17 protein-coding genes and 1 tRNA gene are annotated in these 21,275 nt (G+C 68.8%); 9 read left to right on the top strand and 9 right to left on the bottom strand.

Annotated elements, in window-relative coordinates; translation table 11 throughout:
- Positions 1 to 214: 214 nt before the first annotated feature.
- The 4 genes from A605_RS00080 (at position 215) to A605_RS00095 (ending at position 5,126) form a co-directional block, all read left to right on the top strand.
- Complete coding sequence (locus tag A605_RS00080) at positions 215 to 1,225, top strand: methylenetetrahydrofolate reductase (protein ID WP_015399456.1); 1,011 nt, start codon at positions 215 to 217, stop codon at positions 1,223 to 1,225.
- Between the two features lie 84 nt (positions 1,226 to 1,309).
- On the top strand, positions 1,310 to 3,634 hold the full coding sequence (metE, locus tag A605_RS00085; RefSeq protein WP_015399457.1) for a 5-methyltetrahydropteroyltriglutamate--homocysteine S-methyltransferase: 2,325 nt from the start codon (positions 1,310 to 1,312) through the stop codon (positions 3,632 to 3,634).
- A 168-nt stretch (positions 3,635 to 3,802) separates the two neighbouring features.
- Positions 3,803 to 4,327 carry a peptidylprolyl isomerase gene (locus A605_RS00090; protein WP_015399458.1) on the top strand — a complete coding sequence of 175 codons (525 nt, stop codon included), beginning with the start codon at positions 3,803 to 3,805 and terminating at the stop codon, positions 4,325 to 4,327.
- A gap of 115 nt (positions 4,328 to 4,442) precedes the next feature.
- Positions 4,443 to 5,126: a rhomboid family intramembrane serine protease gene (locus A605_RS00095; RefSeq protein WP_015399459.1), complete on the top strand. Its 684-nt coding sequence runs from the start codon at positions 4,443 to 4,445 to the stop codon at positions 5,124 to 5,126.
- 1,135 nt (positions 5,127 to 6,261) lie between these two features.
- Here A605_RS00095 and crgA read toward each other — a convergent pair.
- The 8 genes from crgA to A605_RS00135 form a co-directional block, all read right to left on the bottom strand.
- Positions 6,262 to 6,531, bottom strand: a complete 270-nt coding sequence (gene crgA / locus A605_RS00100; protein ID WP_015399460.1) for a cell division protein CrgA — start codon at positions 6,529 to 6,531, stop codon at positions 6,262 to 6,264.
- A gap of 116 nt (positions 6,532 to 6,647) precedes the next feature.
- Positions 6,648 to 8,639, bottom strand: coding sequence for a Stk1 family PASTA domain-containing Ser/Thr kinase (gene pknB, locus A605_RS00105; RefSeq protein ID WP_015399461.1), 1,992 nt, complete (start codon positions 8,637 to 8,639; stop codon positions 6,648 to 6,650).
- Positions 8,636 to 10,318, bottom strand: a complete 1,683-nt coding sequence (locus A605_RS00110) for a serine/threonine-protein kinase (RefSeq protein ID WP_015399462.1) — start codon at positions 10,316 to 10,318, stop codon at positions 8,636 to 8,638. Before A605_RS00110 ends, pknB begins: the two co-directional genes overlap by 4 nt.
- Positions 10,318 to 11,751, bottom strand: coding sequence for a penicillin-binding transpeptidase domain-containing protein (locus tag A605_RS00115; RefSeq protein WP_015399463.1), 1,434 nt, complete (start codon positions 11,749 to 11,751; stop codon positions 10,318 to 10,320). The genes A605_RS00110 and A605_RS00115 overlap by 1 nt, the downstream gene beginning before the upstream one ends.
- The gene (locus tag A605_RS00120) at positions 11,752 to 13,137 is read right to left on the bottom strand and encodes an FtsW/RodA/SpoVE family cell cycle protein (protein ID WP_015399464.1); all 1,386 of its coding nucleotides are present in this window, start codon (positions 13,135 to 13,137) and stop codon (positions 11,752 to 11,754) included.
- Entirely contained in the window at positions 13,138 to 14,613 is a 1,476-nt protein-coding gene (locus A605_RS00125) for a PP2C family protein-serine/threonine phosphatase (RefSeq protein WP_015399465.1), read from the bottom strand.
- Complete coding sequence (locus A605_RS00130; RefSeq protein WP_015399466.1) at positions 14,610 to 15,104, bottom strand: FHA domain-containing protein FhaB/FipA; 495 nt, start codon at positions 15,102 to 15,104, stop codon at positions 14,610 to 14,612. Before A605_RS00130 ends, A605_RS00125 begins: the two co-directional genes overlap by 4 nt.
- Positions 15,105 to 15,148: 44 nt before the next feature.
- Positions 15,149 to 16,069, bottom strand: coding sequence for a DUF3662 and FHA domain-containing protein (locus A605_RS00135; protein WP_015399467.1), 921 nt, complete (start codon positions 16,067 to 16,069; stop codon positions 15,149 to 15,151).
- Positions 16,070 to 16,419: 350 nt separating this feature from the next.
- Between A605_RS00135 and A605_RS00140 the strand changes: the two genes are divergently transcribed.
- A tRNA-Leu gene (locus A605_RS00140) sits at positions 16,420 to 16,503 on the top strand.
- A 358-nt stretch (positions 16,504 to 16,861) separates the two neighbouring features.
- Here A605_RS00140 and A605_RS00145 read toward each other — a convergent pair.
- Positions 16,862 to 17,824, bottom strand: a complete 963-nt coding sequence (locus tag A605_RS00145; protein ID WP_015399468.1) for an Lrp/AsnC family transcriptional regulator — start codon at positions 17,822 to 17,824, stop codon at positions 16,862 to 16,864.
- Between the two features lie 218 nt (positions 17,825 to 18,042).
- Here A605_RS00145 and A605_RS00150 point away from each other — a divergent pair, with 218 nt between their 5' ends.
- The 4 genes from A605_RS00150 (at position 18,043) to A605_RS00165 (ending at position 21,235) form a co-directional block, all read left to right on the top strand.
- Entirely contained in the window at positions 18,043 to 18,792 is a 750-nt protein-coding gene (locus A605_RS00150; RefSeq protein ID WP_015399469.1) for a DUF5058 family protein, read from the top strand.
- Between the two features lie 17 nt (positions 18,793 to 18,809).
- A complete protein-coding gene (locus tag A605_RS00155; protein ID WP_015399470.1) occupies positions 18,810 to 19,571 on the top strand; it encodes a hypothetical protein in 762 nt (253 codons plus the stop codon).
- A gap of 42 nt (positions 19,572 to 19,613) precedes the next feature.
- Positions 19,614 to 20,864, top strand: coding sequence for an amidohydrolase (locus tag A605_RS00160; protein WP_015399471.1), 1,251 nt, complete (start codon positions 19,614 to 19,616; stop codon positions 20,862 to 20,864).
- A 62-nt stretch (positions 20,865 to 20,926) separates the two neighbouring features.
- The gene (locus A605_RS00165; protein ID WP_015399472.1) at positions 20,927 to 21,235 is read left to right on the top strand and encodes a CHY zinc finger protein; all 309 of its coding nucleotides are present in this window, start codon (positions 20,927 to 20,929) and stop codon (positions 21,233 to 21,235) included.
- The last annotated feature ends 40 nt before the right edge of the window (positions 21,236 to 21,275 follow it).

Below are 21,275 nucleotides of genomic sequence, written 5' to 3' on the forward strand. Positions count from 1 at the left end.
GAAACGGGTTAGACAGCTCGGTACGGAAAAGGCGTGCCGCACGCCGTGGGCCCGCGAATTATATTCACGGCGGCAGTAATTGAAAGACCAGGCCAACGCCTATTCTCAAAGTAATATCTTTGAGTTCCCTGTTCTGATTCCGGTCCCGTCTTGCTACATTCGCCACCACTTCATCAACAGCCCGCCAGGGCCCGCAACCGCAGAGGAGGAGAACATGAACGTGGCCACCATGCACCGCCGCGCAACGTCCCGATTCTCCGCCTCCGCGCCGCTCGACACCGAGTCCGCCGACACCGGCGCCCACCTCACGGGTGCGCACACCGCCCCCGCGCCCACGGCCGCCGCCCGCCCCCGCACGGCGCTGTCCTTCGAGGTCATCCCGCCCCGCCACGACGCGGATCAGGCCAAGATCGCCGATCTCCTGGCCACCCTCGAGTCCTACAACCCGGACTACATCGCCGTGACCAGTTCGCGGCGCTCCGGCTGGCTGGAGGGCACCACCGAGTTCATCGCGCAGATCTCCGCGACCACCCGCATGCGCCCCCTGGCGCACCTGGCCTGCACGGCGGGCGACCGCGGGGAACTGCTCACCTGGATCAACCGGCTCGTCGACGCCGGCGTCCGCGGCCTGCTGGCCCTGCGCGGCGACCTCGACGAAGGGCAGACCGGGCTGCCGCCCGGTCACCTCCAGCACGCGGACGAGCTCGTCCGTCTCATCCGCGACGTCGAGAAGCAGCAGGCCCTGCGCTTCGCCGCCGGCCGCCTGGCCGTCGGCGTCGCCGCCTACCCCAACGGGCACGCCGAGTCCGCGAACTACGACGAGGACATCGACGTCCTGCTGGCCAAGCAGCGCTCCGGCGCCGACTTCGCCATCACGCAGCTGTTCTTCGACGCGGAGGACTTCCTCCGCTTCGCGGAGAGAGCCCGCCTGGCGGGCGTGACCATCCCGCTCATCCCCGGCATCATGCCGATGACGAGCGTTCAGCGGCTGCGCCGAATGGGGCAGCTCTCCGGGCTGACCGTCCCCGACCGGCTGATACGCCGGCTCGAGACCGCCGGTCCGGAGGGCGAGCACGAGGTCGGACTCGGCCTCACCGCTGAACTGGGGCAGACCATCCTGGACGCCGGCACCGGGGGTCTGCACATCTACACCCACAACAAGCCGGATGTCACCACAGAACTGCTGGACCGCATAGGAGTGGCGCCCCGCCCACCGGGCGGATGAGCCGCACACCCACTGCATGCACCGGGAGCCCCCGCGAAGAGCAGTTCAGAACCATCGAACACCTTCCGAAAGGCTTCCTTTTTCATGTCTGCACACACTTTTCCCGCCGCCACCATCGAGGGCTACCCGCGCGTCGGCCCCAACCGTGAGCTGAAGAAGGCTCTCGAATCCTACTGGGCCGGACGCATCGACGCCGGGACCTTCACCTCCACCGCGCACTCCCTGCGCGTGGACACCTACGCCCGGCTGCGGAACCTGGGGCTGACCGGGGACTACGCCATCCCGGCGGATGTCGCGCTCTACGACCAGGTCCTGGAGACCGCCCTGACCGTGGGCCTGCTCGGCGGCGACGCGGATGAGGTCCCCCTCGACGAGGAGTTCGCCCTCGCCCGCGGCAACGCCGAGCGCGCCCCGCTCGAGATGACCAAGTGGTTCGACACCAACTACCACTACATCGTCCCCGAGGTCGCCGAGGCCGGCCGCTTCGTCGCCCGCCCCGACCGCGTGCTCTCGCTCGTCGCCGAGGCCCGGGCCGCCGGCCACACCGTGCGCCCCTACCTCGTCGGTCCCGTCACCCTGCTGGCCCTGTCCAAGCCGGCCGAGGGCGCCGGGAACCCGCTGGAGCGCCTGGCCGAGCTCACCGAGTCCTACCGGGTCGTCCTGTCCTCCCTGGCCGCCGCGGGCGTCGACTGGATCCAGCTCGCCGAGCCGGCCCTGACCGCCGACCTGCAGGTCGCCCCCGACGACCGGCTCGCCGATCACGCCGCCACCGCCTACGGCACGCTTCTCGACGCCCGCGTCGGCGCCGAGCGCCCGAACGTCCTGGTCACCACGCCCTACGGCTCCCTGCGCGCCGGACTGGACGCCCTGACCCAGGCCGCGCCGGAGGCCCTGCACGTCGACCTCGCCCCGGCCACCCTGGCCACGGATCCGGAGTACCCGCGACGCGTCGCCGCCGCCGTGGGGCCGGAGACCACGCTCGTCGCCGGCGTGGTCGACGGCCGCAACGTCTGGGCCGCGGACCTGCGCGAGCGGCTCACGGTGCTCGAGTCGCTGCGCGACGCGGGCGTCGAGAAGCTGTCCGTGTCCTCCTCGGTGTCCCTGCTGCACGTGCCGCACACCGTGGCCGTCGAGACGAAACTGCCCGTCGACGTCGCCGGGTGGCTGTCCTTCGCCGACGAGAAGATCGGCGAGGCCACGGCCCTGGCCACCGCGCTGAATGACGGCACCGTCGCCGCCGCGGACGCCTTCGCCCGCTCCGACCGCGCCGTGCGCACCCGCCGCGAATCGCACCGCACCCACGACGAGGCCGTCCAGGCCCGTGTCGCCGAGCTGCCGGAGGGGGCGGTCCAGCGCGAACCGGCCTTCGCCGGGCGCGTCGAGGCACAGAAGTCCCTCGACCTGCCGGAGCTGCCGACCACCACGATCGGTTCCTTCCCGCAGACCGCCGAGGTGCGCAAGGCGCGCGCCGGCCACCGCGCCGGTGAACTCACCGACGCCGAGTACGAGGCCGCGCTGAAGGAGGAGATCCGCAGCGTCATCGACCTGCAGGAGCGCCTCGGCCTCGACGTGCTCGTCCACGGCGAGCCCGAGCGCAACGACATGGTCCAGTACTTCGCCGAACTCCTCGACGGTTTCGTCACCACGGAGTTCGGCTGGGTCCAGTCCTACGGTTCCCGCTGCACCCGCCCGCCGCTGGTCATCGGTGACGTCTCCCGGCCCGAGGCCATGACCGTCGAGTGGGCCCGCTACGCCCAGTCGCTGTCCGAGAAGCACGTCAAGGGCATGCTCACCGGCCCCGTGACCATCCTGGCCTGGTCGTTCACGCGTGACGACGTCCCGCTGTCCGTCTCCGCCGACCAGATCGCGCTGGCCCTGGCCGACGAGGTCGCCGACCTCGAGAACGCCGGCATCCGGATCATCCAGATCGACGAGCCCGCCCTGCGCGAGCTGCTGCCGCTGCGCTCGGACGCCCGTGCCTCCTACCTGGACTGGGCCGTGCGCTCCTTCCGCCTGGTGGCCCTGGACGCGAAGCCGGACACCCAGATCCACACCCACCTCTGCTACTCCGAGTTCGGCCAGATCATCGAGGCCGTTGCGGCGCTGGACGCGGACGTGACCTCGATCGAGGCCGCCCGCTCGCGGATGGAGCTGCTCGGCGACCTCGAGGACTCCTTCACCTCGGAGATCGGCCCCGGCATCTGGGACATCCACTCGCCTCGCGTGCCGAGCGTCGGCGAGCTCTCCGAGCTGATCAAGGCCGCGCTGGTCAACGTGCCGGCCGAGCGTCTGTGGATTAACCCGGACTGCGGCCTGAAGACCCGCGGCTACGCCGAGGTTGAGCCGGCCCTGCGCAACCTGGTCCTCGCCCGCGACCTGGTGGCCGAGTCGCTGCAGCCGGTGAAGTAAGCGGTGACGGTAGGCGGTCGCGGGGTGGCCGGGATCCGGTGCGACCGACGGACCCGGGCCACCCCGCGGACAGCGCCGGATGAGGCGCCGCCACCGCGCCCCCCGTCTCACCCGTAAGGTAAGGGGGACTCCCGGCACGACGCGACCGCGTTCACTAGGATGGTCCGCATGACCAACAAGACCGCTACCGCGACGCTGCACACGAACCGCGGCGACATCGTCATCGAGCTGTTCGGCAACCACGCCCCCGAGACCGTCGACAACTTCGTCGGCCTGGCCCAGGGCACCAAGGAGTACAAGACCGAGAACGCCTCCGGCACCGACAAGGGCCCGTTCTACGACGGCGCGATCTTCCACCGCGTCATTGACGGCTTCATGATCCAGGGCGGCGACCCGACCGGCACCGGCCGTGGCGGCCCGGGCTACATGTTCGCCGATGAGTTCCACCCCGAGCTGCGCTTCGACCGCGCCTACCTGCTGGCCATGGCGAACGCCGGCCCGGGCACCAACGGCTCGCAGTTCTTCATCACCACCGGCCCGACCCCGCACCTGAACAACCGGCACACCATCTTCGGCGAGGTCACCGACGCCGAGTCCCAGAAGGTCGTCGACGCCATCTCCTCCACCCCGACCGACCGCATGGACCGCCCGAATGAGCCGGTGGTCATCGAGTCCGTCGAGATCTCCGAGTAAGAACCCGCTTCTTTCCCGGCATCCTCCACCCGCGCCGAGTGCGGTCCCTTCCTGGGCCGTGCCGCGCGGGTTTTCTTGTACCCGGATTCATGAGAACCGAAAGGAACCCGACCCGATGACTGAATGGCTGCGCCGCTGGTACCGCGACGTGCCCGCGACGACCGTCTTCGCCCTGCTCGCGGTACTGGTGTGGCTGGTCACCGCGGTGCAGTCGCGGTCGATCATGGCCAATCTCTCCGGCTCCCCGCTCGCTGAGGCGTGGATCCTGTGGGGACCCGCGGTCCTGTCCTCCCCGTTGGGTGCGTTGCGGGCGATCGGGGCGGTGTTCCTCCACGTGGATCTGAGCCACCTGGCGATCAACGTCTTCCTGCTCATGCTCATCGGTCGTGAGGTCGAGCGATACACCGGCACCGCCCTCTACACGGCGGCGTTCTTCGCCGGCGGCATCGGCGCCTCCGCCGCGGTGCTGTGGATGGCCCCCACCACCCCGACCGCGGGCGCCTCCGGCGCGATATACGCGCTGATGGTGCTGCTCGTCGGAGTGGCTCTACGACGCCGCGCCGACCTGCGGGCCCCGCTCATCCTCATCGCAGTCAACCTGGTCTATACCTTCATGAGCTCCAGCGTGTCGCTCTGGGGGCACCTCGGCGGCCTGGTCTTCGGTTTCCTCATGCTCGGTTTTGTCATTCACCGCAGTCCCCGCGTCCGGTGGGCGGGCGTGCTGGCGGTCCTGGCGGTGTCGGTCGCGCTCACAATGGGGTGGTTGATGGATGTCGGCGGGGTGTCCCTCACGTTCTGAGTGCGATTCATGTGATTTTTGGGGGTGATGCGGGGCGGTGCCGTGGCGGGGTGTGCGGCACCTGGGGACAACTCGGGAAGTTATTCACCGTTTCCACCGCAACCGGAATTGTCCACAAGAGTTATCCACAGTGTGGATAACTACACTTTTGTTATTTCCCAACACCTGAGCTAATCCAGGCTGACTCACCTTGAATTACAAGAATTTTCTCGAACTGATGCTCGTCCGGTGGAATTAGTGCACAGATACTTCCACAGCTTGTGGATAAGTGGAATTTCACCCGGATTCGTCACAATTCCACAGATTTACCCACAGCCTGTGGATAACTTTTTCCCAATGGTGTGCGTCTTCCACAGTTTGTGGGGTTCAGGTTCCGGACATCCGGGAAACTTGTCATTCACCCCCGCGCGGCGCGTCGGCCATCTCCCGGCCACCCTGTTTCCCGGGGCGGCGGGAAACGCCGGTGAAGACTGTGCCGGGAGCGGGGCGCTGCGTGTCTTAAGGCCGTTCAGGTGGGGAAATGCAGAAAAAGAGTGCGCAGCTGCGCACTCCTGACCGCCGTTGGTCGGTGTGGGGAGAAGGAAACTCGCCCTGCGAAGGCCTTGTTCCACGGTCACGGGCAGTTTTTGTGATTCAGTGGTCCGCGTTCTCCCCGGGTTCCGTCGTGACGCGTTGAATCACATGTCTCCGATCCGCTCACGGACCAGGAATCGGGACGGTCGGAGGAATGCCAGTTCCCTCGGCGTCGCGGGGCCGGGCGGGATGTGCCGGTTCCTGTAATTTCGCAGGTGAATGATCCGGAGTGACCGGCAAAAACACAAAACCCGGGTCCCACTGGGTTGTCCGTCGGAGAGGGAGCGGCCTCCTCCGGTCATCGCGCGCCGTTGCTGGTGCCGTCCGGTTCCTCACACCCATCTGCCGCGCCACGCCCTGTGGGCCGAAGGCCACCACCCGGCCCCCAGGCCGGGTCTGAACGGGCTACGGGACGGGGAGAACCTCACCGTTAAGAGGCTCCCTTCGGGCAAGTGCAGAACGTGCGCAGCTACGCACTCCTGGGCGGGCAATCACAAAAGCCCCGGACCAACAGGTCCGGGGCACGGCCGCACAGGCGCACAGCGGTCAGGCAGTCAAGCGGTCAGCGCCAGCCCATCGTCATCAGCAGGCCGACGATGAACAGACCGAAGCCGATGCCGTAGTTCCAGGCGCCGAGCTCGAGCATGAAGGGGATCATGTCGCCGGCGAGGTAGTTCACGACCAGCCAGGCCAGTCCCAGCAGCATGAACGCGAACATCAGCACCTTGTACCACATGGGCGTGCCGCCGGTGTTGATCTTGACCGGCGTGCGGTTGGCGGTCGACGGGGTCGACGCGGTGACGGGGTTCTTGTTGATCTTGGCTTTGGGCATGGCACACCTTCAGGGTCAGGGGTTCATGGCGGGGACGAGGTGCTCGCCGCGGCCGCGTGTTCCTGCCGATAAGACTACCAGCCGGGAATCAGCGGCTCGGGCGGAAGCCAACCGCTTCAAGGCTGGCCACCGGTCAGCGCGCCGAGGTCGAATTCCCAGTACCGGACGGTCACGACGGCGTCGCGGCGCAGGGTCTCACCCTCGGCGGGCTGGGACACCGCGATCAGCCCCTGGTCGATGAGCGCACCGGTGGCCACCGGCTCGCCCGCGCGCAGGTTGCCGTCGGGGCCCTCCCACCCGGCTGACCGCAGGGCGGCCAGGGCCTCCTGCCGGTCCATGCGGGTGATGTCGGGCATCTCGAACAGCTGGCCGTTGGACACCTCCAGCACGACGGTGGAGCCGCGCGGGGAGGAGGCGCCCTCGCCCTGGACGGAGATCACCTCGCCCTCGGGGAGCAGAGAGTCGACCATCTGCACCTGCGGGACGAAGTCCAGCGAGTTCAGGGTGGCCTCCGCCTGGGACAGCTGCATGCCGCTGAGCACCGGGATGCGCACCTGCTCGGGGCCGGTGGACACGGTGATCGTCACCGTGGAGCCCTTGGAGATCTGCGAGCCACCGACCGGGTTCTGCGAGACGACCTGTCCCTCGGCCACGGTGTCGGAGCTCTCCTCCTGCACCTGCTGCTCGAGCTGGAGTTCCGCCTCGGCCAGCACGTCGGCGGCCTCCTGCACGGTCAGGCCGGTGACGTCGGGGACATCGGTGACCTCGCGTCCGGAGGAGACCGTCAGGGTGACGGAGGTGCCCTTCTGCAGCTGTGAACCGGCGGTGGGGTTGGTGCGGATGACCGTGTTGCGTTCCACGTCGGGGCTGGGTTCCTCGTTGACGTCGACCCGCAGCTCCAGCTCCTCGAGCTGTGTCACGGCGGTCTGGCGGTCCACGCCGGCCAGGTCGGGGACGGTGACCATCTGGGAGGCGATCTGCTGTTCGCTGCGGTCCCGCCACAGATCCCAGGCGAACGCCCCGCCGATGCCGAGGACGACCAGAGCCAGCAGTACGGCGAGCCAGCGCAGCCAGCGGTTGCCGGAGCTCTGCCCCCTGTGGCCGCGGGTCGCACCGCGTGACGACGCCGCGCCCGTCGCGGCGGCAGTCACCGGCGGCGGGACCGCCGCCGCGGCCGTCCGTGTCGGGGTGACCGGCGGGGAGACGGTCGTCGGGGCATCGTCCTCGTCCGGGACGGCGACGTGCGAGCGGGCGGCCTGGGTGACCGCGTTGCGGGCCAGCAGCTCGAGGTCGTCGCGCATGTCGAGCGCCGTCTGGTACCGGTCGGCCGGGTGCTTCGCCATGGCGGTGAGCACCACGGAGTCGATGTTGACGGCCGCGGTGGGCGCCAGATCCGGCAGGGACTCCGACGGGGGAGCCGCCTCCTCCTGCACATGCTGGTAGGCCACGGCGAAGGGGGTCTCGCCCTCGAAGGGCGGGCGGCCGGTGACCAGCTCGTACATCACGCACCCGAGGGCGTAGACGTCCGAGCGTGCGTCGGCCGACTTGCCGCGCGCCTGCTCTGGGGAGAGGTAGTGGGCGGTGCCGATCACCGCGGAGGTCTGCGTCATCGCCGAGGTGGAGTCATCAAGTGCCCGGGCGATGCCGAAGTCCATCACCTTCACCGCACCGGTGTTGGTGATCATGATGTTCGCCGGCTTCACGTCGCGGTGGATGATCCCCGAATCGTGGGAGGCCTGCAGCGCCTCGCAGGCGGGGATGAGGATGTCGGCGGCGGCCGCCGGCGTCAGCGGGCCGTCCTCGCGGATGATGTCGCGCAGGGTGCGCCCGTGGACGCGCTCCATGACGATGAAGGGGACGCCGACGCCGTCGATCTCCGTTTCGCCGGTGTCGTACACGGCGACGATCGCGGGATGGTTGAGCCGGCCGGAGTTCTGCGCCTCCCGGCGGAAACGCTCGCGGAAGCTGACGTCGCGGGCGAGTTCCACGCGCAGCATCTTCACGGCCACGCCCCGGCCGAGCAGGGTGTCATGGGCGGCGTAGACGTCGGACATGCCGCCGGTGCCGATGACCTCACCGAGATCGTAGCGGTTCCCGATCAGGGTCATGGTCCACCTCCGTTGGTCTGGTTGGCCGGGCCGTCGATCTGTTGGGTAACGGCCGCCCCAGGAATGTCGCCGGAATCGGCTCCGGCGTTACCCTGGGCGGCGGTTCCCGGGTCGTCCACGGTGCCGGTTCCACCGGTCCCGCCGGCGTTCCCGGTAGCGGTTCCGCCCGTGTCCCCCGTGTCCCCGGTATCCCCGGTACCGCCCCCGTCACCACCCGTGCCGCCGGTACCGCCATCGTTGCCGCCCGTGGTCGGGACGGTCACCGGCGGCGGGGTGATCTGCGTCGGGGGAGTGCCCTCCGGCGGGGAGGTCGGGCCCGGCGTCGGGCTCTGCTGTGGCCTCGTGGTCGGGGAGTTCTCCCGCGGGGAGGTCGGGGCCGGCGTCGGGTTCCACCACTGCGTCGGTGCGGGCTCGGGCGACGGCGTCGGGGTCACCCACTCGGTGACCACCTCCGGCGGCACGGTCGACGGCTCCGGGTCATCGCCACCGGTCAGCCCGGAGAACAGGCCGGCCTGCGCGGCGAGCACGGCACCACCGACGGCCGCGGCGATCACGACGGCGATGAGGATGCCGGTGCCGAACCCGCCCGACCTGCCCGTATCGGCTTTCCGGCTCGGTGCCTGGACCGGGCCGGACGAGGTGGGCGGACGGGTGGCCGCCGCCCCGCCCGCCATCCCGGCGGCCGCGCCGGCACCTGCGCCGGTGGCCAGTTCGGTGGCCGGGTGCACGGTCGTCGGGTGCGCCACCGCCCCGAGCGCGCGGGTCGAGGCGGTCGGGGAGGGTTCGGGGGCGACCCGCGCCATGGCGGCCGAGGCCGGCTGCGGGGGACGCTTGCCCAGCCGCACCGCGGAGACCGCCAGGGCCATCTCGTTGCCGTCGGCGAACCGCGCGTTCGGGTCCTTGCGCAGCGCGATGCCGATCAGCTCGCGGGTCTGGGCGGTGACCTGCGTCGACAGCGCCGGCGGGGCGTTGTTGATGTGGGCCAGGGCCACCGACACCGAGGAATCCCCAGTGAAGGGGCGCTTGCCGGCGAGCATCTCGTAACCGACCACGCCGAGGGAGTACACGTCCGACGAGGAGGTGACCTCCTGGCCCTGCGCCTGCTCGGGGGAGACGTACTGCGCCGTTCCGACGACCATGCCGGTGCGGGTCAGCGGCACGGCGGCGGCCGCCTTGGCGATGCCGAAGTCGGTGATCTTGACCCGCCCGTTCTGGGTGACCATCAGGTTGCCGGGCTTGATGTCGCGGTGGACCATGCCCATGCGGTGGATGATCGACAGCCCGTGGGCCGCCTGCTCCAGCACGTCGAGGGCGAGCGTCTCGTGCAGCGGCCCCTCGCGGAGCAGCAGGTCGGCCAGTGATTCGCCGCGCACGTACTCCATGGCGATGAAGCAGAACGTGTGCCCGGCCGGGTCGGGGATCTCGCGGTAGTCGTAGGTGCGCACGACGTTGTCGGAGTCGATCAGCTGCGCGGCGTCCGCCTCGTTGCGGAACCGCTCCAGGAACTCGTTGTTGTCGGAGAACTCCGGGCGCAGCACCTTGATCGCGACCTCACGGTCGTTGACGACGTCATCGGCCAGCCACACGGTGGACATGCCACCGCGGCCGATGATCCACTGCAGGCGGTAGTCCTCGCCGATGAGCCCCTGCAGCCGCTCGATTCCGTCGACGTCGGCCATCAGGCACCTCCCTGCACCGCGGCGTCGAGCACCGCGCGGCCCACCGGGGAGGCCACCTGGCCGCCGGTGGCGGAGGTGCCGTAGCCGCCGCCGTTCTTGACGACGACCCCGACGGCGACGTCGGCGTCCGGATCGAAGGCGACGTACCAGGTGTGCGGGGGAACGCCCTCGCCGTGCTCGGCGGTACCGGTCTTGGAGGCGATGCCGCCGCGGCCGCCGGTGGTGTTGCGCTCGGAGGCGTACATCAGCTCGGTCAGCTGCGCGGCGATCTCGGGACTGACCGCCTGGGTGATCTCACGTGGCTCGCGGGTGCGCAGCTCCTCCAGATCGGAGCTGGTGATCCGGTCGACGAGGTAGGGCTCCATGCGTCGGCCCTCATTGGCGACGGTCGCGGCCATCACCGCGGCCTGCAGCGCGGACATCGTCACGTCGCGCTGGCCGATGGCGGTCTGGCCGAGCGCGGCGTCGTCGGGCAGCTCACCGAGCGAGCCCGACGCCATCGGCACACCCAGGTCATAGGTCTCGCCCACGCCGAAGGCCTCGGCGGTCTGGCGCATCGCGTCGGCGCCGATGTCGATGCCCATCTCCACGAAGGCGGTGTTGCAGGAGTACTGGAAGGCGGTCAGCAGCGAGACCTGCCCGCCGCCCGCGCAGGCCTGCCCGGCGTAGTTGGTCAGGGTGGTGGTGGTGCCCGGCAGGGTGATCGAGGCCGCGCCGGTCAGCTGCGAGTCCGGGCTGTAGCCGTTCTGCAGGCCCGCGGCGGTGGTGATGACCTTGAAGATCGAACCCGGCGGCAGCGTCTCCTGGGTGGCGTGGTTGAGCAGCGGGTTGTCCGGATCGGTGGTCAACTGCTCCCACGCCTGGGCGGAATTCGGGCCGACGATGGCGTTCGGGTCGTAGTTCGGGCTCGAGGCCATGGCGAGCACCTCGCCGGTGGACGGGCGCAGGGCGACGACGGCGCCCTCGTAGCCGTTGCCGACCAGCTGGTTGTGGGCGACCTGCTGCGTGGTCGGATCGATGGTCAGCTCGATGTTGGCGCCGTCCGGGGTCTGCCCGGTGAGGCGATCCAGCCAGTTGGTGGTGAACAGCGAATCGTCGGTGCCGTTGAGGATGCTGTTGTAGCTGGCCTCCAGGCCGGCGACGCCGTAGGTGTCCGAGAAGTAGCCGACGGTCGAGCCGAAGGCCGCCGGGTTGTCGGTGCCGTAGGAGCGCTGGTAGACGCCCTCCGCGTTGGGGGAGCTGGAGGCCAGCACCTGTCCGCCGGCGGAGATCTGGCCGCGCGGAATCATCCTCGACTCGTAGAAGCCGCGCGCGTTGAGCGGGTTGTTCGCGTACTCGTCCTGCCGGAAGGACTGGATGATGGTCAGGTTGACCAGCAGCACGAGGGTCAGCAGCAGCGAGAAGATCGCCACGAAACGGATGGAACGGTTCATCTAGCGTCCCACCTCCTGCTGCTCGGCCGAGGGGAAGTAACCGGTCCCGCTCCCGCCGTCGGCGATGGCGGCCGCCGGGGTCCCGGTGGTCTCCGCCGGGCGGCGGGCGGAATCGGAGATGCGCAGCAGCAGCCCCAGCAGGATGTAGTTGGCCATCAACGAGGAACCACCCGCGGACATGAACGGGGTGGTCAGACCCGTCATCGGCATGAGCGCACTGATGCCGGCGGTGACGACGAAGATCTGGATGGCGATGGCCAGGGACAGGCCGGCGGCCACCAGCTTGCCGTAGGAGTCGCGCACGGTCAGCGAGACGCGGAACCCGCGGGCCACCAGCAGGGCGAAGAGCACCAGCACGGCGGCCAGGCCGATCAGGCCGAGCTCCTCACCCACGGCGGCGAGGATGAAGTCCGTGTGGGCCACCGGCACCAGCTCGGGGTGCCCCTGGCCCAGACCGGTGCCCGTGATACCGCCCCAGGACATGCCGAACAGCGCCTGGGACAGCTGGTAGCCGGTGGAGTCGTAATGGGCGAGCGGGTCGAGGAAGTTGGCCACGCGCTCCTGGATCTTTCCGGACACCGCGTAGACGGCCGCCGCCCCCAACCCGACGAGCGCGACGCCGATGACGAGCCAGGACACCCGGGCGGTGGCCAGGAACAACATGCCGAGCACCGTGGTGAACAGCAGCAGCGCCGGACCGAAGTCATTGGAGGCGGCCATGATGAGGATGGCCACCGCCCACACCGCGAGGATGGGGGCCAGGTCACGCAGGCGCGGGAACTCCAGGCCCAGGAAGCGGTAGCCGGCGACCGTGAACAGGGCGCGCTTGTTCACCAGCAGCTGGGCGAAGAACAGCAGCAGCAGGATCTTGGAGAACTCACCCGGCTGCACGGTGAAGGGGCCGATGCTGATCCAGATGCGGGCGTCGGCGTTGACCGACGTCGGCCACACCAGCGGCAGCGCCAGGAAGATCAGGCCCACCAGGCCCAGCAGGTAGGAGTACCGGCTCAGGGACTTGTGGTCGCGCAGCAGCACGAGCACCCCGATGAGCAGGACGATGCCCACCAGGGTCCACAGGATCTGGCGGCTGGCCATGCCCGTGTCATTGGCTATGTCGAGACGGTAGACCATGACCAGGCCCAGGGCGTTGAGCACCGAGGCCACCGGCAGCATGATCTGGTCGGCGTGCGGGGCCTTCAGGCACATCGCGATGTGCGCCGCGGAGAAGACGACGATGAAGCCGCCGATCAGCCACAGCATGTCGGTGGTCAGGGCGTTGCCCTGGGACAGCTCCAGATTCGCCAGCATGACCGCGAGAACGATCGCGGCCAGGATGAGCAGGCCCATCTCGGTGCGGCGGGAGCCGAGTCGCTTGAGAAAGTTCATTTAGTTCACCTCCCGGCAGTTGACCCCCGGGGACGACAGATCCCCGGAGTCGGCAACCGCGCCGGGTTCAGGGGCATCGGGGTTGGCGGTGTCGGCGGGTTCGGCGGGTGCCGCGGGATCCCCCTCCGCCGGCGGGTTCTCCCGGGTCACGCACACGGGCAGCGCCTGGTCGGCGAGCCGGCGCAGCTGCTGGTTGACCTGATCATAGGACCCGCCCTCGAGGCCGGGCACGCTGGCGCGCACCGACTCCGGCAGATCCTGCAGGGAGAACGAGGGGCAGTCCTCGCTGCCCTCGACGTCGACGAGCCGCAGGTCACCCTCCGCGTTGAGGCAGGCCTCCTGGAAGGGGGAGTGCAGGTCGCGGCCGAAGATGGAGAAGTCGACGCCGTGCTCGACGACGAGCTGGTCGTCCGCGCCCGTGGCCAGGAAGTAGGAGCTGTCCACGCGCTGGTAGGCCCACCAGCCACCGCCGACGAGCCCGATGAGCACGACGAGTGCGACGATCAGGGCGGAGAGACGAAAAGTGCCGCCTCGGCGCGGCACTTCCTCCTCCTCGGCAGCCTCGGGTACCTCACCGGCACCCGAGAGCGGTTGTGGCGTGGCGTCACCGCCCGGGGAGACCGTCTGCGGGCGCCGGTTGAGGGCGGCGGCCCGCCCGGCGGCCGTGTCGGGCTTCGGGTCCTCGGGGTTCTCGCCCAGCAGCGCGCCCGCGGTGACGGGCGTGCCGGGCAGGGCGGCCCGCGCGGCGTCGTCAAGCGTGGAGTCCTCCACGACGTCGGCGACGACGACGGTGATGTTGTCGGGGCCGCCGGAGCGCAGCGCGAGCTCGATGAGCCGCTGGGCCGCGACCTCCGGGGTGCCCACGCGCAGCGCCTCCTCGATGGTGGAGGCGGTGACCGGGTCGGACAGACCGTCGGAGCACAGCAGCAGCCGGTCGCCGGGGCGGGCGTCGAGGGTGGCCAGCGTCGGATCGACCGGGCGGCCGGTGTAGGCCTTGAGGATCAGCGACTTCTGCGGGTGCGTGGACACGTCCTCGGGATCGAGCTTGCCCTCGTTGACCAGCGACTGGACGAAGGTGTCGTCGACGGTGACCTGCTCCAGCAGACCGTCACGCAGCAGGTAGCCGCGCGAATCGCCCACGTGGCAGAGGCCGAGGTCGCGGCCGTTGAACATCAGCGCGGTCAGCGTGGTGCCCATGCCGTCGGTCTCGGGGCGTTCGCGCACCATCTTCGCGATCTCGCGGTTGGCGTCGTCGGCGACGCCCCCGAGCAGGGCGAGCATGTCGTTGTCACCCGGGTCGGCGTCGAGGCGCTGCAGGTGGGTGACCATGATCTGGCTGGCGATCTCGCCGGCTGCGTGCCCGCCCATGCCATCGGCCAGCACGAGCAGATTCGGGCCCGCGTAGGCGGAGTCCTCGTTGTTGCCGCGGACCAGGCCGCGGTCGGAGGCGACGGCGTAGTGGAGTCGAAGCGTCACGGGACCAACCTCACTGTCGTCCGGCCGACCTTGATGTCGGCGCCCACCCCCACGCGTTCCGGCTGGTCGATGCGGTAACCACCGACGAAGGTGCCGTTGCGCGAGTCCAGATCCTCGACGAACCAGTCCGAACCGCGGCGGAACAGCCGGGCGTGCCGGGCGGAGGCGTAGTCGTCGCCGAGGACGAAGTCACAGTCCGGGCTGCGGCCGAGCACGATCTCCTCCAGGGTGGCCAACTCCATGTGGGAGCCGTTGAGCGGGCCCTCGACCACCGTGATGCGGCGTGCCGTTTCCCGGCGCCGCGGGGCGACCGGCGGGGCGGCACCCTGGGCGCCGCCCGAGCCCGCGCTCTTGCGTCCGCGGCCGGCCGCTCCGCCACCGCTGGCGGCGGCGTTGGCGTCCTTGCGCATCGCGTTGAGTGCGACCAGCACGAACAGCCAGAGCAGCACCAGCAGTCCGATGCGGAAGACCGTCAGGACGATCGAATCCATGATGGGGCTACCTCCTACAAGGCTGTTCCGGGTGGGTGGGGTGCTCAGCGCGGGGACGGCTCAACGATGCGCACCTCGATGTGCGAATGGCCCATGGTAATGACGTCGCCGTCCGCGAGCAGCCAATTCTCGATCGGAGTGTCGTTGACGGTGGTGCCGTTGGTGGACTGCAGGTCCACCAGCACGGCGTCGTGGCCGTCCCAGGTGATCTCCGCGTGCTGACGGGACACACCCGTGTCCGGCAGGCGGAGGTCGGCGTCATTGCTGCGGCCGATGATGTTCGAGCCCTCCCGGACCCGGTAGGTCCGGCTGGAGCCGTCCTGCAGCAGCAGGCTGACGATGGGCTCCCTCTCGGCGTCCGCGGGCTGCGCGTTCATGGTTTCCTCCTGAGAATCCGGGGCTGGGGCTATTTCCGTGGGTGGTGCATCTGACTCCGGCAGCGGTGGCGCCGGTCGTGCCTGTGGCACCGGCGCCGCGACGGGCGGTGGGGGCGGGGGCGACGGCTCGCGGTCGTCCCGGTCACTGGGCTGGTCGCCGGGTTGGTCGCCGTGACTGATGGCGTCAAAGCCGCTGTCATCGGTGGGGGAGGGGTCCTCGTAGGACGACACCCGCAGCTGGCCGGTGCGCAGACCCGATTCCTCGGCGACCCGCACGATGACGGGACCGGTCAGCAGCCAACCCTGGTTACGGCAGTAGCGCGACATCTGGTCGGCGAAGCCGGACGGCAGCTCGGCGTTATCCCCCGAGAGGTTCTCCAGATCCCGGGAGGAGACCCCCACGACGTAGACGTTCGGGGCGACGAGTCGCTTGTCCTCGGTGACGGAAAGGTGGTCCTCCGCCTCCTGCTTGAGCAGCTCCTCGATCTCGGCGGGCACGACCCGCCCCCCGAAGACAAAGGCGAAACCGTTGTCCAGACCCCGCTGGAGGGCACTGTCCAACTTGGCGAAACGTCCCATGATCGACATCGGCGCAGCCCTCCTTTCTGATCTGGCTCACCGGATGGATGAAGCACCCCGCCACGGTGCTCAACGTGACGAGGGGCGGTGGAAAGGGATCGGTCGATCCCGGGTTCCGCCGCCACGCGCTGCGTCGTAGGCCCGGCAAAAGGCCCTGCTACAGGCGTCTTTCACCGGCGACGCGCGCACGATGGTCACTAGTATAGGGGGCACACCCGCCCTCAACGTAGCCGTGACAAGGATCTCCCCTGTTTTTATCGTGTTGATTGAGGGGCGGTTTTTGCGGTCTGAGCTGTGGATTTGCCTTTCCTTAGGGGGTGCGTGCTATCTTAAGGAAGTCGCAAAGCGATCAACCACTCGGGCGAGTGGCGGAATTGGCAGACGCGCTGGCTTCAGGTGCCAGTGTCCGCAAGGACGTGGGGGTTCAAGTCCCCCTTCGCCCACAGGATAAAATCCCGGCTCCCGTGAGGAGCCGGGATTTTTCGTGTTTGGCCCTATGCGCGGGGACTGGGGGCCTATAGGAAAAATGTGTGTTTTCCCGGGAGCGTTGCTCCAGCGCGGCTGTTGGGGCAGCGCTCGGGACGCTGACACTGCGCTGTGAGTCGCGTCCTAAAGAGGCGGTGTGTCCCGGAAAATTGGTGAATCAGCCGTTTTTTCACCAGCAAACCGCCCCTTCAGGACAGGCGGAGGATGTAGGGCGGTGGTGACTGACGGCGGGCTGGTGTTCATGGATCTTCACAAGTACCGCCGGTAGATACTTTTGCAGCTCTGGTGACAGGATCCTGCTCAGTGGCCTGAGACTCAGGCGGAGATCCCGAAGAGGCGTCCGCCGCGCTTCCGGGCGCCGACCACCATCGCGGTGCGGACTCTGGTGATGCTCTCGCCCCACCGGGAATCCGAGATGAACCGGTAGAGATCACCCTGATTGCGCATGGTGACGTCGATAAGCAGCTGGTAGTCGCCGGCGATGGCCGCCGCGTAGCGGACCTGGGGTGCGGCGGCGAGCTCCGTGCCCAGCCTGTCGATCAGCTGTGGGGTGGTCTGCACCCACAGCTGTGCCTCCACTGGAAGTCCCATCAGGCCGGGCTCGACCAGCGTGCGGATCGTCGCGCGGGTATCTCCGAGGATCTGCTCCAGGCGGCGGGCCACCGAGCTTTCGCTCAGGCCCACCTGCCGGGCGGTGAACTCCAGGCTCGCCCGGCCGTCGGCCTTGAGGACCTCGATGATCGCCTGGTCGGTCTCCTCGGGTGGTTCCCTGTGCTCCCAACTGGTGCGGTCCGGGCCGAAGGGGTCGGCCAGGGCCCGTTCCTCGGTCTCGGTGAGCACTCCGGCGCGCCAGCCACGGATCGTCTTGAAGTACTTCAACACCGGATACGTGGAGTAGCGCGCGAGCCCGGGCGTGGCCGGCAACTGCATGGTCAGCACGTCCGCCGGGTCGCCGTTGTAGTGCAACTCGGTCACCACGTCGTCGGGACCGGTGATCAGGTAGGTGTATGTGGTGTCCGAGCGTTGCGCCAGGGACTCGCATGTCATCCGTGCCGCCCCGGGTGTGCAGGAGAAGGTCGCCACGATGGTGCCGGAGCGGTTCTCGATGGCCGCCACCGTCACGGTGCCGCTCTCCAGCAGTGCCGCGCCATAGCGCGCGACGGTGCGTTCGGGCTCACCGAGCACGCGCGCGATCTTGCGCCAGGTGGCACGGCCATCGACCTGCAGGGCGCCCACGATGCGGCGCTGCAACGGATTCAGGGTTTCCGTGGTCCTCATATTTCTCAGTTCGCTAGGGGAACGGTTTCACCCGCCCGGAAGCAGGATCTGGCTGATTCCCCTTATGCTGGCATTCTTCTGCCGCATAAATGGCCGAATCAGCCAGATTTCTGGCAGAAATCCTCTTCTCTTGCCATGAGCGTGGCACATCGCCGATTGTTGAGTCCGTGAGATTCACATCACATGCATCGACCGTGAGTGCCTGAGAAGGAGACACCGTGACTCAACCGCTCGTCCTGGCCGCCACGAATCCGTCCTCGACGGACATCTGGGCCGTGGCCAACACCCCGTTCCTCTGGTTCTGCGCATTCGGCGTCTTCGGCGTGATCTTCGTGCAGACGATCCTCTACGTGCGCGCGGCCCGGGCGGCGGCCCCGGGCATCGACATGCCGAACCGCGAGCTGAAGGAGTCCTTCCGCGCCGGCGCGGTGGCCTCCATCGGGCCGTCGCTGGCCGTGGTGCTGGTTGCCATCGCGCTGCTCGCGCTCTTCGGGACGCCGGCGGTGTTGATGCGCATCGGCCTGATCGGCTCCGTCCAGGCGGAGACCGGCTCGGCGAACCTTTCGGCCGTGTCCATGGGGGCGCAACTGGGCGGCGACTCGTACACCCAGCAGGTCTTCGCCGTCGCGTTCGTGGCGATGAGCCTTTCCGGCGCGATGTGGATGTTGTGCACACTGTTGCTCACGCCGGTGCTCAAGCGCGGCGGAAAGTCGCTCGCCACCAGGAACCCGGTGGCCATGGCGCTGATTCCGGCCGCTGCGCTGCTCGGTGCGTTCTCCATGATCACCGTCGCGGAGCTGCCCAAGTCCAATATCCATCTGGTGCTGGTGTTCATCTCCGCGGGTGTGATGGCGCTCTGCCTCTTCCTGGCCAAGGTGTTGCGGGCCAAGTGGCTCAAGGAATGGTCGCTGGGCTTTTCCATCGCCATCACCATCACCGCGGCCTACTTCCTCCACACCGCCGCCTGACCCAAGGGAGCACCATCATGGCAATCACCTCCACACCAACCAACCAGCCGACCACCCAGCCGGACGCCCCGAGCGCCTCGCAGGCCGACGAAGCCATGTCCCGCTTCGAGACCCGGACCAGCCGGTACGGCACCTGGACCATGACCGCCGGCCTGATCTTCTCGCTGCTCGGGCCCGCCTACCTCGTGTTCTTCGGCGGCCTGGAGATCACCCCGGGGATGGTCTGGCTCGCGTTCCTCGCCGTTGCCGCGACCTTCGGCGTCCTGTGGTTCCTCGAGCCGCTGACCTATTTCCCGATCCTCGGGCCGGCCGCCATGTACCAGGCCTTCATGATCGGCAACATCTCCAACAAGCTGCTCCCGGCGGCGATCGTCGCGCAGTCCTCCATCGGTGCCAAACCCGGGTCCCGGCGTGGTGACCTCTCGGCGGTCATGGCGATCGGTGGTGCCGCCACGGTCCATCTGCTCAGCCTGCTGGTCTTCGTCGGGCTGTTCGGTACCTGGCTCGTCTCGCTCGTCCCGCAGGACATCATCGAGGTCGCGCGGCTCTACATCCTGCCGTCCCTGATGGGCGCGATTCTGGTGCAGGCCATCGTCTCCATGAAGAACCTGCGCGCCACCGTCGTGGCCATCTCCCTCGCCCTGATCATGCAGTTCCTCATCGTCCCGATCTTCCCGCAGCTGGCGATGTTCGCCACCGCCGTCGTGGTGATCGCCTCCATCGTGATCAGCTGGCTCGTCCGCGAGCGTGGACCGGCGCAGACCACCCCCGACGCCTAGCCATCCCCTCCGACTCATCCCCACAGACAAGGACCTTTCCCCATGCTCACCACCTCCGTACCCGAGAACGACGCCGCGGCCCTGCACGAGATGTACCGGCACCTGCACGCCCACCCGGAGTTGTCCATGCAGGAACACCGGACCGCCGCCTATATAGAGGACAAGCTCTCCGGGATCGGCATCGAGCACTTCCGCTGCGGCGGCACCGGGGTCGTCGGAATCGACCGCAACGGCGACGGCCCCGTCATCGCCTTCCGGGCGGACACCGATGGACTCCCCATCCAGGAGGACACCGGTGCCGAGTACGCCTCCGCGGCGACCGGCCGTCTCGAGGACGGCACGGAGGTTCCGGTGATGCACGGCTGCGGACACGACACCCACGTCGCAGCCGCGCTGACCGCGGCGAAACTGATGCATGACCGCCGCGCGGAATGGCACGGCACCGTGGTGTGGATCTTCCAGCCCGGGGAGGAGACGGCCGCCGGTTCCCGCGCCATGGTCGACGACGGGCTGTGGGAGAAGGTGCCCAGGCCGGAGGTGATTCTGGGCCAGCACGTGTTCCCGAACCCGGCCGGCACCATCGGCATCACCCCGGAGAGCACCATGGCGCTGGCCGACTCCCTGAAGATCACCGTCTTCGGCCGCCAGTCCCACGGCTCGCAACCCCAGGACTCCATCGACCCGATCGCCCTCGGCGTCTACATGCTCAACCGCCTGCAGTCCATCACCTCCCGCGAGCTGGCCCCGCTGGACCCGGCCGTGGTCACTTGCGGCACCTTCCACGCCGGCCTCAAGGAGAACATCATTCCCGAGAAGGCAGAATTCACCCTGAACATCCGGACCCTGACCGACGAGGTCCGCGCGCAGGTGCTCGCGGCGGTGGAGCGGATCGTGAAAGCCGAGGCCCTGGCTTCCGGCGCGCCGGAACCGCTCATCGAGGAGCTCTACACCTTCCCGCGGATGTACAACGATCCCGCGCACACCGAACGGATCATCGGGGCGCTGTCTGAGGAACTGGGTGACGGGAAGGTCGTGATCAACCCGCCCAAGATGGGCTCCGAGGACTTCGGCTGGCTCGGCGACAGCATCGGCGTGCCCTACGTCTTCTGGTACTTCGGCGGCTCCGACCCCGAGGATCCGAACCCGCCGGTGAATCACTCGCCGTACTTCCTGCCGGTCATGGAGCCGACGCTGAGCACGGGTGTGCGGGCCGCCCTGGCGGCCATCGGGCACTATCTGTCCTCCGGCGCGGACGTCCCCCGTTCCGCGGAGCCGGCGGCCGCCCGCGTGTAGTTCCGGTGGGGCCGGGAAACGGTTGTCCACTGCCGACGCCCGCCTCCGGTACGCTGCGCCCCATGACCAGGATTCTCGGTGTCCGTGTCGACGATCGCGGCCGCTGCGTGCACTACGCCGGCCCCCACGACGTCGTCGCCAACCGCTGTGCGACCTGCGACGGGTTCTTCGCCTGCCACCGTTGCCACGACGAGCTGACCGACCACCCCTTCGGCAGGATGCGTACCGACGCCGCCGGGTCCGTGCTCTGCGGTGCGTGCGGGCACGTCATGGGCTACCGCGAGTACTCGCGTTCGCTCGGCTGCCCCGGCTGCGGGCACCCCTTCAATCCGGGGTGCAGCCTGCACGCACCGCTGTACTTTGAGCTGTAGGCCCGCTCATACAGCGAGGCCCGTGCCGGCGCTGGGCCGG

The organism is Corynebacterium halotolerans YIM 70093 = DSM 44683 (genome assembly GCF_000341345.1).
GTDB classification, from domain to species: Bacteria; Actinomycetota; Actinomycetes; order Mycobacteriales; family Mycobacteriaceae; genus Corynebacterium; species Corynebacterium halotolerans.

What these genes read in the sequence shown, in the direction of transcription:
- A605_RS00160 (WP_015399471.1), top strand. Translation starts at nt 19,614, where the DNA reads ATGCTCACCACCTCCGTACCCGAGAACGACGCCGCGGCCCTGCACGAG.
- A605_RS00165 (WP_015399472.1), top strand. Translation starts at nt 20,927, where the DNA reads ATGACCAGGATTCTCGGTGTCCGTGTCGACGATCGCGGCCGCTGCGTG.
- A605_RS00090 (WP_015399458.1), top strand. Translation starts at nt 3,803, where the DNA reads ATGACCAACAAGACCGCTACCGCGACGCTGCACACGAACCGCGGCGAC.
- A605_RS00145 (WP_015399468.1), bottom strand. Translation starts at nt 17,824, where the DNA reads ATGAGGACCACGGAAACCCTGAATCCGTTGCAGCGCCGCATCGTGGGC.
- metE (WP_015399457.1), top strand. Translation starts at nt 1,310, where the DNA reads ATGTCTGCACACACTTTTCCCGCCGCCACCATCGAGGGCTACCCGCGC.
- A605_RS00095 (WP_015399459.1), top strand. Translation starts at nt 4,443, where the DNA reads ATGACTGAATGGCTGCGCCGCTGGTACCGCGACGTGCCCGCGACGACC.
- A605_RS00130 (WP_015399466.1), bottom strand. Translation starts at nt 15,104, where the DNA reads ATGGATTCGATCGTCCTGACGGTCTTCCGCATCGGACTGCTGGTGCTG.
- A605_RS00155 (WP_015399470.1), top strand. Translation starts at nt 18,810, where the DNA reads ATGGCAATCACCTCCACACCAACCAACCAGCCGACCACCCAGCCGGAC.
- A605_RS00110 (WP_015399462.1), bottom strand. Translation starts at nt 10,318, where the DNA reads ATGGCCGACGTCGACGGAATCGAGCGGCTGCAGGGGCTCATCGGCGAG.
- A605_RS00135 (WP_015399467.1), bottom strand. Translation starts at nt 16,069, where the DNA reads ATGTCGATCATGGGACGTTTCGCCAAGTTGGACAGTGCCCTCCAGCGG.
- crgA (WP_015399460.1), bottom strand. Translation starts at nt 6,531, where the DNA reads ATGCCCAAAGCCAAGATCAACAAGAACCCCGTCACCGCGTCGACCCCG.
- A605_RS00120 (WP_015399464.1), bottom strand. Translation starts at nt 13,137, where the DNA reads ATGAACTTTCTCAAGCGACTCGGCTCCCGCCGCACCGAGATGGGCCTG.
- pknB (WP_015399461.1), bottom strand. Translation starts at nt 8,639, where the DNA reads ATGACCCTGATCGGGAACCGCTACGATCTCGGTGAGGTCATCGGCACC.
- A605_RS00080 (WP_015399456.1), top strand. Translation starts at nt 215, where the DNA reads ATGAACGTGGCCACCATGCACCGCCGCGCAACGTCCCGATTCTCCGCC.
- A605_RS00115 (WP_015399463.1), bottom strand. Translation starts at nt 11,751, where the DNA reads ATGAACCGTTCCATCCGTTTCGTGGCGATCTTCTCGCTGCTGCTGACC.